This is a genomic window from Vibrio sp. Isolate33 (assembly GCF_022397895.1).
Lineage (GTDB): Bacteria > Pseudomonadota > Gammaproteobacteria > Enterobacterales > Vibrionaceae > Vibrio > Vibrio pomeroyi.
In genome coordinates this window covers 34,592-49,457 of the sequence record NZ_JAKEUP010000002.1, presented here as the reverse complement: position 1 = coordinate 49,457, position 14,866 = coordinate 34,592, and the positions used below count along the sequence as shown (strand labels likewise).

Here is a 14,866-nt window from a genome sequence, read left to right as displayed (position 1 = left end):
TAATAATAAAACCAGTCACACTATTGAGGTGTGGCTGGTTTTTCTATTTTGAATATTAAGCGTTAGGCTTTGGAGCATTCAAATCGATGCCGACCTTTAAATGCCCAGTTACGTTTAAATACCTATTTACCTTTCAAGATCTATTGGCTAATTCAAGGAATCAAGAATGAGAACCCTACTTTCACTTTCAGCATTGTGCGTTGCACTATTAAGTTCTGGCGTTCATGCGTCTGAGCGCGCCGACATAGGTTGGGATTTAATTGAGAAAGGTGCAATGGTGGTTGATGTCAGAACACCTGAGGAGTTCAAGCAAGGGCATCTCGACAACGCCATTAACTATCCACTGGCTGAGGTCGCAACACACTTTGCTAACATAGATAAAGACCAACCTATTGTCTTGTATTGCCGCAGTGGTAATCGCTCAGGGCAAGCTTATCAATTCTTGCGAGCTCAAGGGTTTACTCAAATCCACAACGCAGGTGGCTTGATTGAAATGCAGGAAAGTAAATAACGAAAGACAAACGATTAACGACTAGCGATTGTACCAAGCTTAACGGAGCATCTGTTTGGCTTGGTTGATCGAGTGGATAATAGAAACACGATCAATCCCCTTCTGATTAGAGTCGAGAATTTGAGTCCACGCATCGATCGCATGTTGATAGCGCATACTGATGAAGTGATCGGTGGCGATTAACATTAAGGCCGTTCGATCGTTAGGATCAAGATCCATAGATTGCTCTAGCAGTTTGTTTACGTCATCACTCATCGCTTGTGAACTGAGATAATAAAGTGCGGTAGCTTTAGCGGCATACAAGCCTGAAGGCGCTTGAGGATCTAAACGAATCGCGTAATCGTAACAGGTAAAAGCCGCATCAAACTCCCCTTTCTGCATATAAACACCACCAAGCTTAAACCATAAATCAGATTGATTCGGGTCTTGCTTAAGGCTTTGTTGCAGCTCATCTTGGAAATCTGTTGTGGTGTAATTTTCGTTGTCATTGGAAGGAGGCTGAGGCAGCTCTTGCTTCATTTGAAACCAGATGGTGACACTCAGTAGTACTGCGGCGAGTGAGATAAGAAGGTTACCCTTGTGGCTACCACTGTTTTTGTTTGATGCAACGACGATCACCACGAAAAATAGGCTCATCAATAACAAAGCAACCAGTAACCAGATATCCATTTTACTCTCCCTTTTTATCCGCCCATTCACTCTACCTCTTTCGCCACGAAGCAAACTTGATCAAGGTATAGCTATTGGTATTTAACGTTTCTCCACAAACAACAGACAATAAAAAACCGAGCACTTAGGCCCGGTTTTTTCAATGGTAAGCTTAATTACTTAGCGTAATTGAGATTACTCAGTGTCTTGCTCGCTATCACTTTCAGAGTCAGAAGCATCTGATGCTTGCTCTTCACTTGATTCAGAAGCCACTGTTCCTTCTGCGTTAACTGCTTCAGCGTTTGCTTCTTCAGCTTCGCCTTCTACAATCTCAGCTTCTTCTACTTCGTCGATACGTTGTAGACCTACAACGTTCTCATCTTCAGCAGTACGAATCAGTGTTACACCTTGAGTGTTACGACCAACTTGGCTTACTTCCGCTACGCGAGTACGTACTAGTGTACCTGCGTCGGTGATCATCATCATTTCATCGCCTTCTTCAACTTGAACAGCGCCAACTACTGGGCCATTACGTTCAGAGACTTTGATAGATACTACACCTTGCGTTGCACGGCCTTTTGTTGGGTATTCAGCTAGCTCAGTACGCTTACCGTAACCGTTTTGAGTCACAGTTAAGATATCGCCTTCGTTAGAAGGAACAATCAGTGAAACCACTTGATCGTCTTCTGGAAGCTTCATACCACGAACACCAGAGGCAGTACGGCCCATTGCACGTACTTTGTCCTCGTTAAAGCGAACAACTTTGCCCGATTTAGAGAACAGCATGATGTCGCTATCACCGTTAGTGATGTCAACGCCGATCAGTGAATCATCGTCACGTAGATTAACAGCGATTAGACCGTTAGCACGTACGTTTGCGAATTGATCCAGAGATGTCTTCTTAACAGTACCGTCGCCTGTTGCCATGAAGATGAATTTCTCGTTAGAGAACTCAGAAACAGGCAGGATAGCCGTAATACGCTCACCTTCTTCTAGAGGAAGAATGTTCACGATAGGCTTACCACGAGCAGTACGACTTGCTAATGGCAGTTGGTAAACTTTCAGACGGTATGTCTTACCACGAGTAGAGAAACATAGGATGTTATCGTGAGTATTAGCAACAAGCAGACGCTCAATGTAATCCTCATCTTTCATCTTAGTTGCACTCTTACCTTTACCACCACGACGCTGAGCCTCGTAGTCGCTTAGGATTTGGTACTTAACGTAACCTGCGTTAGAAAGCGTTACTACAACGTCTTCTTGAGCAATCAGCTCTTCCATGTCGATGTCATGAACTGCAGCTGTGATTTCTGTACGACGCTCGTCGCCATAGATTTCACGTACCGCTTCAAGTTCTTCACGGATAACTTCCATCAAACGCTCAGTGCTTGCAAGAATGTGCATTAGCTCAGCGATTTCTTCTAGAAGTGCTTTGTACTCGTCTAGAATCTTCTCGTGCTCTAGGCCAGTTAGGCGGTGAAGACGAAGTTCTAGAATAGCTTGTGCTTGTGTTTCCGTTAGGAAGTATTGGCCATCGCGGATGCCGTATTGGTCTTCCAACCAATCAGGACGAGCCGCATCAGTACCTGCACGCTCAAGCATTGAAGCAACGTTACCAAGATCCCAACCACGAGACACTAAACCAACTTTAGCTTCTGCTGGAGTTGGCGCGCTCTTGATCAGTTCAATGATTTCGTCAATGTTAGCAAGTGCTAGAGACAATGCTTCAAGGATGTGTGCACGGTCGCGTGCTTTCTTCAATTCGAAGATAGTACGACGAGTCACAACTTCGCGACGGTGGTCTACGAAGCACTTAAGCATGTCTTTGATGTTGAACAACTGTGGTTGACCGTTGTTCAACGCAACCATGTTGATACCGAAAGTCGTTTGCAGTTGAGTTTGAGCGTATAGGTTATTAAGAACCACTTCGCCTACTGCATCACGCTTACATTCAATAACAATACGCATACCGTCTTTATCAGACTCGTCACGTAGTGCACTGATGCCTTCTACTTTCTTATCTTTAACCAGTTCAGCAATCTTCTCGATCAAACGAGCTTTGTTTACTTGGTAAGGGATCTCAGTAACGATAATGGTTTCTTTACCATTCTTCTCTACTTCGATATCCGCTTTTGAACGCATGTAAACCTTACCGCGGCCAGTCTTGTATGCATCTACGATGCCTTTACGACCACTGATAAGTGCTGCTGTTGGGAAGTCAGGACCAGGGATATAGTCCATTAGCTCATCAATAGTGATATCTTCATTATTGATGAATGCTAAACAGCCATCAACAACTTCACCAAGGTTATGTGGTGGGATGTTGGTAGCCATACCTACTGCGATACCAGAAGCACCGTTTACCAATAGGTTAGGAATTTTTGTAGGAAGTACTGCTGGAATTTGTTCTGTACCATCGTAGTTCGGTACGTAATCCACAGTTTCCTTATCAAGGTCAGCCAGGAGCTCGTGAGCAATTTTTGCCATACGAACTTCGGTATAACGCATTGCAGCCGCGGAGTCGCCATCGATAGAACCAAAGTTACCTTGGCCATCAACTAGCATGTAACGCAGTGAGAACGGTTGCGCCATACGAACAATAGTATCGTATACAGCACTATCACCATGTGGGTGGTATTTACCGATTACATCACCTACTACACGAGCAGACTTTTTATATGGTTTGTTCCAATCATTACCTAGTACATTCATCGCGAACAAAACGCGGCGGTGTACAGGTTTTAGGCCATCACGCACATCTGGAAGGGCACGACCAACGATGACGGACATCGCGTAGTCTAGGTATGAACCTCTAAGCTCATCTTCAATATTTACGGGCGTGATCTCTTTCGCTAGATCGCTCATAGAGCCATTTTCCCTCTATAGTCAGATCGTATTTTTGAATACGTATAAGACCGAAAAATATAACACAAATTTACCTACGGAGGCATCACTTTCCCTCTCCTTTTACCATCTTGTGACCCTTGTAGCCAATCAATTGATGAGAAATTGCACCTCCGCATCATATCTTGCTGAAACATGGTCACTTTACATCCAATAAACTAGCAAAATTGTAGATCTTCTGGTCAGGGCGAAAAGGCAAGTTATAATGCCTGCAATTTCATGGATGCATTATTTAACTTGGAAATGCCGATTATGACTAAATCACAGAACGTAGACCCAGCAGAAATCAAAAAATTCGAAGACATGGCGTCGCGCTGGTGGGATCTGGAAGGCGAGTTTAAGCCTCTACATCAAATCAACCCACTGCGCCTAAATTACGTGCTAGAAAAGACCGAAGGTTTATTTGGTAAGAAAGTACTCGATGTTGGCTGCGGTGGCGGCATTTTGGCTGAAAGCATGGCTGTTGAGGGCGCAGTAGTCACTGGCCTAGATATGGGTAAAGAACCACTAGAAGTGGCACGTCTTCACGCATTAGAAACCGGCACCAAGCTAGATTACATCCAGAGCACCATCGAAGACCATGCAGAACAAAACCCACAAACTTACGATGTGGTAACGTGCATGGAAATGCTAGAGCACGTTCCTGATCCACAATCTGTGATTAGTGCATGTTCAAAATTAGTGAAACCGGGTGGTCACGTGTTCTTCTCTACCTTGAACCGTAACTTCAAATCTTACCTGTTCGCTATTGTTGGTGCAGAGAAGCTGCTTAAGATTGTTCCAGAGGGCACTCACGAGCACGAGAAGTTCATTCGCCCTGCAGAGCTCATCAAGATGATTGATAACACCCCACTGCAAGAGTTAGGCATCACAGGCCTTCACTATAACCCAGTGACTGACAGCTACCGTTTGGGCCACAATGTCGATGTAAACTACATCGTTCACACTCAAAATTTCGCCCAATAACTGTACGTATAATTACCAGTATCCCTACCGTAAAACCTTTTGTAAAAAAGACTAATGAAAAGAGTTGCAATTAACATAAGTTTGCGACTTTTTTCAGTCTAAATTTCGTGCGCTAGCTTCCATTTTGACCACCTAGATTTAAATTTAATCACCCAAAATCCATCGCTCATTTTGTCCAAAGATCAAGGGATTTTTTTTTATGGGCGTGCAAAAATAAAGCATCCTTAAAAGCCGACTTTTATACAATCAAGTCACATCTAACCTCATCAGTTAGTGGTCACTTACAGTTTTTTTTCAATCCACCACTTATCCACAAGCAACCCAATTTCTTTACCTTGAAAAATATCAGTTGTAGCACTATCTTGTAACCCAACAAACAAATGACCCCTATATGTTGTGTTTGAACTACAATGTATGGGTAGACCAAGATCACAAAGCCGAAACGTAATTTACAAAAATTACACAGAAATACACAAAAACACGGCCTTGTTCAGTTTTGTTAGGGAAATTAAGCAGAATGAACCAACAACTTACTGTTACCAAGCGTAACGGGCGCAAAGAAACGATCGATCTAGAGAAGATCCATCGCGTGATTACATGGGCAGCTGAAGGCTTGCACAATGTTTCTGTATCACAAGTAGAATTGAAAGCTCACATTCAGTTTTACGATGGCATCACCACTACTGACATTCATGAGACTATCATCAAGTCGGCAGCGGATTTAATCTCTGAAGAGACTCCTGATTACCAATATCTAGCAGCACGTCTGTCTGTATTCCACCTACGTAAAAAAGCGTACGGTGAATACGAGCCGCCTGCATTATACGACCACGTTGCAAAACTGGTTGATATGGGTAAATACGATAGCCACCTAATGGAAGACTACACGAAAGCTGAGTTCGACGAGCTTGACGAGTACATCGACCACAAACGTGACTTAGACTTCTCTTACGCAGCGGTTAAGCAGCTTGAAGGTAAATACTTCGTGCAAAACCGTGTAACGAAAGAAATCTACGAGAGTGCTCAGTTCCTTTACATTTTAGTTGCTGCGTGTCTATTCGCTAAGTACCCGAAATCGACTCGTCTTGACTACATCAAACGTTTTTACGACGCATCGTCTACGTTTAAGATTTCTCTACCTACACCTATCATGTCTGGTGTACGTACGCCTACTCGTCAATTCAGTTCTTGTGTACTGATCGAGTGTGGTGACAGCCTTGATTCTATCAACGCAACAGCAAGCTCAATTGTTCGTTACGTATCTCAACGTGCCGGTATTGGTATCAACGCAGGTCGTATCCGTGCTCTTGGTTCTGAAATCCGTAATGGTGAAGCGTTCCACACTGGCTGTATTCCTTTCTACAAATACTTCCAAACAGCAGTAAAATGTTGTTCTCAAGGCGGTGTTCGTGGTGGCGCAGCAACAGTGTTCTACCCACTATGGCACGGTGAAGTTCAGTCTCTACTCGTACTGAAAAACAACCGCGGCGTTGAAGAGAACCGTGTTCGTCACATGGACTACGGCGTACAGCTGAACAAGCTTATGTACTCTCGTCTTGTTCAAGGTGGCAACATCAGCCTGTTCTCACCTTCAGACGTACCTGGTCTTTACGATGCGTTCTTCGAAAACCAAGACCGTTTTGAAGAGCTATACGTTAAGTACGAAAACGATCCATCAGTGAAGCGTGAAACAGTAAAAGCTGTTGAGCTATTCTCTCTGCTAATGCAAGAGCGTGCTTCTACTGGTCGTATCTACATTCAGAACGTTGACCACTGTAATACACACAGCCCGTTTGATTCTGAAGTTGCCCCTGTTCGTCAATCAAACCTATGTCTAGAAATCGCGCTTCCTACTAAGCCACTTTCTAATGTAGAAGATGACGAAGGCGAAATTGCACTATGTACGCTTTCAGCATTTAACCTTGGCGCAATCAATGAACTTGACGACCTAGCAGAGCTTTCTGAGCTGGTTGTTCGAGCACTAGATGCTCTTCTTGATTACCAAGACTACCCGCTTCCAGCAGCATACAAGTCGACAATGAACCGTCGTACTCTAGGTGTAGGTGTTATCAACTACGCATACTACCTAGCGAAAAATGGTGTGAAGTACTCTGATGGCAGCGCAAATGGCCTGACTCACCGTACTTTTGAAGCGATTCAATACCACTTGCTAAAAGCATCTGTTGAACTAGCGAAAGAGCAAGGTCGTTGCCCATCTTTCCACGAGACCAACTACGCGAAAGGCCTACTGCCAATCGATACTTACAAGAAAGATATCGACTTAGTATGTGAAGAGCCACTGCACTACGATTGGGATTCTCTACGTGAAGAAATCATGGAGCACGGTCTGCGTAACTCTACGCTAACAGCGCTTATGCCTTCTGAGACATCGTCTCAAATCTCGAACGCGACCAACGGTATCGAGCCACCACGTGGTTACGTATCAGTGAAAGCATCGAAAGACGGCATCCTGAAGCAAGTTGTTCCAGATTTCCTAAATCTAAAAGAGAACTACGAGCTGCTTTGGAACATTGGTTCTAACGACGGTTACCTACACCTAGTGGGTATCATGCAAAAATTCGTTGACCAAGCTATCTCTGCAAACACTAACTATGATCCAAGTGTTTACGATAGCGGTAAAGTACCAATGAAGAAGCTGCTTCAAGACCTACTGACAGCGTACAAGTACGGTGTTAAGACGCTTTACTACCATAACACTCGTGATGGTGCTAAAGACGACCAAGGCGACGCAGTAACAGTGCCGGAAGAAGATTGTGAAGGCGGCGGTTGTAAGATCTAAACCGCAATAAACATTAAGACCCCAGAGAAGAGTTATCTTCTCTGGGTTTAAAGCATTAACAGGGTCCGTTTTATGACGGGTCTTTAAAGGATTTGAGGCATTTATGGCTTACAGTACTTTTTCTCAGCAAAAAAATGACCAACTAAAAGAACCAATGTTCTTGGGTCAGTCGGTAAACGTTGCTCGTTACGACCAACAGAAATTCGAAATCTTCGAAAAGCTTATCGAGAAGCAGCTTTCTTTCTTCTGGCGTCCAGAAGAAGTTGACGTGTCTAGCGACCGTATCGACTACAACAAGCTTCCTGAGCATGAAAAGCACATCTTCATCTCTAACTTGAAGTACCAAACACTTCTAGATTCTATCCAAGGCCGCAGCCCGAACGTTGCCCTACTTCCATTGGTATCACTACCAGAAGTAGAAACTTGGATTGAGACTTGGTCTTTCTCTGAAACGATTCACTCTCGTTCTTACACGCACATCATCCGTAACATCGTGAATGATCCAGGCGTAGTATTTGACGACATCGTTGAAAACGAAGAGATCCTTAAGCGTGCTAAAGACATCGCTTTCTACTACGACGACCTAATCAAGCTAACGGCTGACTACCACCGCTACGGTGAAGGCAACCACAGCATCAACGGCGAAGACGTTAAGATTTCACTTCACGACCTGAAGAAGAAACTTTACCTATGTCTAATGTCGGTAAACGCACTAGAAGCAATCCGTTTCTACGTAAGTTTCGCATGTTCATTTGCATTCGCTGAGCGTGAGCTAATGGAAGGTAACGCTAAAATCATCAAGCTAATCGCTCGTGATGAAGCGCTTCACCTGACTGGTACTCAGCACATGATCAACTTGCTACGTAACGGTCAAGACGACTTCGCATTCATGCAAATCGCTGAAGAGTGCAAGCAAGAATGTTTCGACCTATTTAAAGAAGCAGCAGAGCAAGAGAAAGAGTGGGCAGAATACCTATTCAAAGACGGCTCTATGATTGGTCTGAACAAAGACATTCTTTGCCAATACGTTGAGTACATTACCAACATTCGTATGCAAGCGGTTGGTCTAGGTACTGCTTACCCAGCAGCAACATCGAACCCAATCCCATGGATCAACGCTTGGTTATCTTCAGATAACGTACAAGTTGCTCCACAAGAAGCTGAAATCAGTTCTTACCTAGTTGGTCAAATCGACAACGAAGTAAAAGCTGACGACTTTGAAGGATTTGAGCTGTAATGCCAACAATCAAAATCAACAAGCTGACTTCGATTGAATCTAACCCTTCAAACACTCTGTTGGAAACAATGGAACAAGCTGGGTTAGAACCAGAATACAACTGCCGAGATGGCCACTGTGGCGCATGCCGCTGTACGTTGGATTCTGGTGAAGTTGAGTACGTTGGTTTTGCTATGGCTTACACACAAGGCGATGAAATCTTGCCATGCATCTGCAAAGCAAAGACCGATTTATCGCTGAGTAACGTGATTCACAGAAGCAAACAGAAGCGCGCCTAAGCTGTTCGATTTAAGTTCGCTTGCTTAGTTTCATTTGCTTTCGCTTTAGAAGAATCACGTGAGTTCAAACGCTTCATCAAAGATGATAAGTATTAAAAAGGGTCCGCCTCCTCTTGGAATGCGGACCCTTTTTCTATTCGTGTCTTTAGCTCTCAACCACCGAGCCAAACTAGATGTCTACTGTTGAGTCAGATTCAAAGTCACAGAGCCAATGTAACAAGCGCTTCGGCACTCTCCACAGCCATTGCACTTATCTTGAACGACCGTAGGCAACTCCCCGGCTTCAATGTGTATAGCACCGACAGAACACGCGGTTTGGCACGCATTACAATCCATTTGCATGTAGTTATTGCAGCTATCAGCAAAGCTGGGCTTCAAGTCGATATAAGACGTCACGGTTTGATGCAGCGCGCCAGTCGGACACACTTCACTGCACTTATTACACATCGAACAACTGTTGTAATCCAAATTCAGCAGCGCACTGCCCTCTAGCATCTCAATAACGCTATTCGGACACGCTTGCTCACACAACCCACAACCGTCGCAAAGACGCTCAAACAGCACCTCATCGACAGCCCTAGGTGGCCTAGCATGTAAGCGCTGTGATTTCTCTTCATAACTTGTAGCCGCTTTAACCGGCTTAGAGAGTCGAGTTAAGAAACCACGCCTATTTGAATTTATTTGCTCAGACATTAGTCGATATATAACTTTTTAGTGGCAACGTTTAAATTATATTCAGATGTTAATTGAACAAGCCAATTTATTACATCGCTTGATAGCTTCTTATAAAATGATAAATCTGATGCTGTATTTAATTTATCTAAATAAGAAGAAGACCAAGGCAATAAGTGACACTCAAGTAATTCACGAGCTGAATTAATGTTATTATTTTCTAACAAATACGCATGGGCGAATAACATTAAACCAAATTGATCTTCTGGCTCTCTTAAACCTGTATCCAATTCAATATGATTCAATTCTAGAAACTGTCGATATTCCACAGTCGATGCACCAAACACCACACGGTCTTTATCTAAGTACACAGAGCCCCAAGGCGGAGCTGGCATGTCTCCAACGCCTTCAAACAAGCGGCTAAACTCTGCAGCTAGAGCGTCTTCCTGTTCGTTTTGAAGTGCCAGTAAACAACCTTCTGATAAGACTTGGCTCTCTACTAGTGCCTGAACAATATCTAATAACTGTTCTTTATTTGTTGCTTGATAAAATAATGAACCGAGCAATTTATGCGTATCAATAATCATTCTTATTTATACCGTAATTGGTTTAACGACAATTATATAAATACGACGACTAGATTCTTTGATCTATTTTATACATTCGATTCATAACATTTAAATTTCTCTCTTATTTGATGCCAATCAATCAATATTTAGAAATAAAAACATAGAAGCCAAACTACCTATAAAGTGCTAGCTATCAATAACAATAGGCATCTTAGAATGACGAATAAGAAAGAATCTGGGGTAATGAATCTTACTCGAAGAGGCTTCATGAAAGCTTCTTCGGCGGTAGGTAGTGCAGCCGCACTCGCGGGCGGTATCGCCTTACCTTTCAAATCCAAACCAGTAGCGGCTGCGGTTGCTGAGAATGTGGATGAGAAAATCGTATGGAGTGCATGTACAGTAAACTGTGGCTCTCGCTGCCCACTGCGTATGCATGTGCAAAACGGTGAAATCAAATACGTAGAAACAGACAACACGGGTACTGACGAATACGGTCATCACCAAGTGCGTGCGTGTCTACGTGGTCGCTCTATGCGTCGCCGTGTTTACAACCCAGATCGCCTGAAATACCCAATGAAACGTGTGGGCAAACGTGGTGAAGGTAAGTTTAAGCGTATTAGCTGGGAAGAGGCTTATGATGAAGTCGCTGGCACTATGCAACGCCTTATCAAAGACTACGGTAACGACACTATCTACCTAAACTACGGTACAGGTACGCTTGGTGGTACGGTAACTAAGTCTTGGCCACCAGCACAAACGCTGATTGCGCGTCTAATGAACCTAAGTGGTGGTTACCTAAACCATTACGGTGACTACTCAACAGCGCAAATTGCGAAAGGCTTGAGCTACACCTACGGTGGTTGGGCAAACAACAACTCTTTCTCTGACTTAGAGAACACTAAGCTTAACATCCAATTTGGTAACAACCCTGCCGAGACTCGTATGTCTGGCGGCGGTCTGATCCACCACTACGTAGAGAGCAAAAACAAATCAAACGCAAGAACGATCATCATCGATCCTCGTTACACCGATACTGCCGGTGGCCGTGAAGATCAGTGGATTCCAATTCGCCCTTCTACGGATGCTGCATTGGTAGCGGGTCTTGCACACGTAATGATCACCGAAGACCTTGTCGACCAACCGTTCCTAGACAAATACTGTGTCGGTTACGATGAGAAGACCCTTCCTGCTTCAGCACCTAAAAACAGTGACTACAAATCTTACATCCTAGGTTTAGGTGAAGATGGCGTAGAGAAGACACCTGAGTGGGCTTCTAAGATCACAGGTATTCCGGTTGACACTATCGTTAAGCTTGGCCGTGAAATGGGCACAGCGAAACCGTGTGCTATCCACCAAGGTTGGGGTCTACAACGTACTGCGAACGGTGAGCTAGCTTGTCGTGCAATCGCAATGCTGTCGCTACTCACCGGTTCTGTCGGTGTATCTGGCGGTTCAACAGGCGCTCGTGAAAGTGACATCAACATTCCGTTTGTTCGCTTCCCGACTGTACCAAACCCAGTTGAAACCTCCATTTCAATGTTCATGTGGACAGACGCAATTCACCGTCACCACGAGATGACAGACATCACTGATGGTGTTCGCGGTGCAGAGCGCCTTAAGAACCCAATCAAGATGATCTGGAACTACGCAGGTAACTGCATCATCAACCAACACTCAGACATCAACAAGACACACGCGATTCTTCAAGATGAAAGCGCATGCGAAATGATTGTTGTGGTTGATAACCATATGACTTCTTCTGCGAAATACGCCGACATAATCCTGCCTGACTTAACCACATCTGAGCAAGACGATTGGTGTATGGATGGTAAAGCATCGAACATGCCTTACTTCATCTACGCACAGAAGGCGATTGAACCTCAGTTCGAAGCGAAATCTATCTACGAGATGTGTACTCAGCTTGCTAAGCGCATGGGCGTAGAAAAAGAGTTCACAGAAGGTCGTACTCAAGAGCAATGGATTGAGCACCTTTACGCGGAAACTCGTAAGAACGATCCAACACTGCCAACCTTCGAGGAGATGAAAGAGTTAGGTATCTACAAGCGTAGCTACGACCACCACTACATCGCTTACGAAGATTTCCGTAAAGACCCTGAAGTGAATCCACTGACTACACCAAGTGGCAAGATCGAGATCTACTCAGAGCAACTGGCTGATATCGCGAAAACGTGGAAACTGAAAGAAGACGAAGTGATTCACCCACTTCCAATTTATGCAGATTCTTTTGAAGGTCATAACGATCCATTAGCAGAAAAGTACCCACTTCAGCTAACGGGCTTCCACTACAAGGCTCGTACCCACTCAACTTACGGCAACGTTGCAGAGATCAAAGCTGCGGCACCGCAAGAGTTGTGGATCAACCCAATCGATGCGAAAGAACGTGGTATTGAAAGTGGCGACATGGTGAGTATTTTCAACGACCGTGGCGAAGTACATATTCCAGCGAAAGTGACACCAAGGATTCTTCCTCGAGTTGTCGCACTAGGCGAAGGTGCATGGTACGCACCCGATGGTCAGAAGATCGACCATGCAGGCTCTATCAACGTGCTGACTACTCAGCGCCCGAGCCCACTTGCTAAGGGTAACCCTCAGCATACAAACCTAGTTCAAATCAAAGCGCTAAAGAAAGCATAAGGTAGGTTGGAATGAAACAATACGGCTTTTACATTGATTCGAGTAAATGCACGGGTTGTAAAACCTGTCAGCTTGCTTGTAAAGATTATAACGATCTAGACATCAAAACGAACTACCGTCGCGTATACGAATACGCAGGTGGCGGCTTCACTCAAGATGGCGATACCTGGGTTCAGAAAGATGTCTTTTCTTACTACCTGTCTATCGCTTGTAACCACTGTACTAACCCTGCGTGTGTGAAAGTGTGTCCTTCAGGCGCAATGCATAAACGCGCTGAAGACGGCTTGGTTGTGGTTGACGAAAGTGTGTGTATTGGTTGTCAGCACTGTAGCAATGCGTGCCCTTACGGCGCACCACAATACAATGCGAAGAAAGGTCACATGACCAAATGTGATGGTTGCTACCAACGTGTTTCTGAAGGCAAACAGCCTATCTGTGTTGAATCTTGCCCACTTCGCGCATTGGAGTTTGGTGAAATCAACACACTTCGCGAGAAGTACGGTTCTGGTGCAGATGTGGCACCACTGCCATCTTCAACTGAAACACTGCCAAACATCGTGATTAAGCTGAACAAAAACGCGAAGCCGACTGGCGATACCAGTGGTCACCTAGCAAACCCGAAGGAGGTGTAAGATGATTTTTCATGAGTGGTCTTTGATCTTCTTTACGGTACTGGCTCAAACAGCCGTGGGTGGTTACTTACTTATTGGCGCACGTGCACTGGTACTTGGTCATGACGAAGAGAAACTAAACAGCTACAAAGTTCCAATGTTCATTCTGTGGGCATTAATGGGTCTTGGTTTTATGTTCTCGACAACGCACCTAGGTTCTCCACTGCGCGCGTTTAATGCTTTTAACCAACTAGGCTCAGCTTGGCTGTCTAACGAAGTGTTCTTCGGAGCGGCATTCTTCGCAGTAGGCGGCCTACAGTGGCTACTGTCTGTAGTTAAGAAAGGTGGCCTTGCTATCCAGAAAGCACTGATGGTCGGCGCTATGGTGCTGGGTGTTATCTTCATGTACGCGATGATCAACGTATACATGATCAACACAGTACCTACATGGGACAACATCTACACACCACTGAGCTTCATCATGACGATGGTTGTGGGTGGTTTACTACTATCTCAGTTCGTAATTGTATTTGCTAACGACAGCCGTTTTACGGTTGACCGTAACATCACCATGCTGGCTGTTATTGCGGTTGCGATCAGCTTACTTGTGACAGTAGGCAAACTGAACCTAATCGGTGACATCCAAACTTCAGCAGCAAAAGCATCTGAGTTGGTTGACGGTTTAGGCAGCTATGTGATTCTTCAAGTTGCATTACTGATGGCAAGCTTACTGATTTGGATTCTACCTATGCTGAACAAAGCAAAAGTGAACCCAGTAAACCTAGGCCTAGCATTGGTACTGTTCTTAGCTTCAGAGTTAATCGGCCGTGGTTTGTTCTACAGCTTACACATGACAAGCGGTTTGTAATCACTTAGTCAGTTTAAGTGCTAGCTACAAAGCTATTCGCCACTTGTTGGCTTATCTAGAAGGCTAGATAAACAAAAGGCCCCACAACCATATGGATGTGGGGCCTTTTTATTTGTTCTGTTTTAACCTTAGCTCAAGAGGTCTTGG

The 14,866-nt window shown here is 44.5% G+C and carries 12 protein-coding genes; 8 read left to right on the top strand and 4 right to left on the bottom strand.

Annotation, left to right across the window (positions count from 1 at the left end; all coding sequences use genetic code 11):
• The first annotated feature begins 166 nt into the window (after nt 1-166).
• Complete coding sequence (locus L1D37_RS03550) at nt 167-511, top strand: rhodanese-like domain-containing protein (RefSeq protein WP_239846903.1); 345 nt, start codon at nt 167-169, stop codon at nt 509-511.
• A 39-nt stretch (nt 512-550) separates the two neighbouring features.
• Here the strand turns inward: L1D37_RS03550 and L1D37_RS03545 are convergent, their stop codons facing one another.
• Entirely contained in the window at nt 551-1,180 is a 630-nt protein-coding gene (locus L1D37_RS03545) for a tetratricopeptide repeat protein (RefSeq protein ID WP_239846902.1), read from the bottom strand.
• A gap of 174 nt (nt 1,181-1,354) precedes the next feature.
• On the bottom strand, nt 1,355-4,024 hold the full coding sequence (gene gyrA, locus L1D37_RS03540) for a DNA topoisomerase (ATP-hydrolyzing) subunit A (RefSeq protein ID WP_239846901.1): 2,670 nt from the start codon (nt 4,022-4,024) through the stop codon (nt 1,355-1,357).
• A gap of 258 nt (nt 4,025-4,282) precedes the next feature.
• Between gyrA and ubiG the strand changes: the two genes are divergently transcribed.
• From ubiG to yfaE, 4 genes are all read left to right on the top strand, one after another.
• Nucleotides 4,283-5,029 (top strand): bifunctional 2-polyprenyl-6-hydroxyphenol methylase/3-demethylubiquinol 3-O-methyltransferase UbiG, encoded by a 747-nt coding sequence (ubiG, locus tag L1D37_RS03535; protein ID WP_239846900.1) that lies wholly within the window; start codon nt 4,283-4,285, stop codon nt 5,027-5,029.
• A gap of 517 nt (nt 5,030-5,546) precedes the next feature.
• The gene (gene nrdA / locus L1D37_RS03530) at nt 5,547-7,829 is read left to right on the top strand and encodes a class 1a ribonucleoside-diphosphate reductase subunit alpha (protein ID WP_017632066.1); all 2,283 of its coding nucleotides are present in this window, start codon (nt 5,547-5,549) and stop codon (nt 7,827-7,829) included.
• Between the two features lie 103 nt (nt 7,830-7,932).
• Nucleotides 7,933-9,066, top strand: coding sequence for a class Ia ribonucleoside-diphosphate reductase subunit beta (gene nrdB, locus L1D37_RS03525; RefSeq protein ID WP_017632067.1), 1,134 nt, complete (start codon nt 7,933-7,935; stop codon nt 9,064-9,066).
• Nucleotides 9,066-9,344 carry a class I ribonucleotide reductase maintenance protein YfaE gene (yfaE, locus tag L1D37_RS03520; protein WP_017632068.1) on the top strand — a complete coding sequence of 93 codons (279 nt, stop codon included), beginning with the start codon at nt 9,066-9,068 and terminating at the stop codon, nt 9,342-9,344. The genes nrdB and yfaE overlap by 1 nt, the downstream gene beginning before the upstream one ends.
• 177 nt (nt 9,345-9,521) lie before the next feature.
• On the opposite strand, the gene napF is transcribed toward yfaE, so the two are convergent.
• Nucleotides 9,522-10,037 carry a ferredoxin-type protein NapF gene (gene napF / locus L1D37_RS03515; RefSeq protein WP_239846899.1) on the bottom strand — a complete coding sequence of 172 codons (516 nt, stop codon included), beginning with the start codon at nt 10,035-10,037 and terminating at the stop codon, nt 9,522-9,524.
• Nucleotides 10,037-10,603, bottom strand: a complete 567-nt coding sequence (locus tag L1D37_RS03510; RefSeq protein ID WP_239846898.1) for a molecular chaperone TorD family protein — start codon at nt 10,601-10,603, stop codon at nt 10,037-10,039. Before L1D37_RS03510 ends, napF begins: the two co-directional genes overlap by 1 nt.
• A gap of 198 nt (nt 10,604-10,801) precedes the next feature.
• Between L1D37_RS03510 and L1D37_RS03505 the strand changes: the two genes are divergently transcribed.
• From L1D37_RS03505 to L1D37_RS03495, 3 genes are read left to right on the top strand one after another with little or no spacing between them, the layout of a single operon-like run.
• Nucleotides 10,802-13,240, top strand: coding sequence for a DmsA/YnfE/YnfF family dimethyl sulfoxide reductase (locus L1D37_RS03505; protein ID WP_239846897.1), 2,439 nt, complete (start codon nt 10,802-10,804; stop codon nt 13,238-13,240).
• Nucleotides 13,241-13,251: 11 nt separating this feature from the next.
• Nucleotides 13,252-13,872, top strand: a complete 621-nt coding sequence (locus L1D37_RS03500; protein WP_239846896.1) for a DMSO/selenate family reductase complex B subunit — start codon at nt 13,252-13,254, stop codon at nt 13,870-13,872.
• Nucleotide 13,873: 1 nt separating this feature from the next.
• Nucleotides 13,874-14,719: a DmsC/YnfH family molybdoenzyme membrane anchor subunit gene (locus tag L1D37_RS03495; RefSeq protein ID WP_239846895.1), complete on the top strand. Its 846-nt coding sequence runs from the start codon at nt 13,874-13,876 to the stop codon at nt 14,717-14,719.
• Nucleotides 14,720-14,866: the final 147 nt, after the last annotated feature.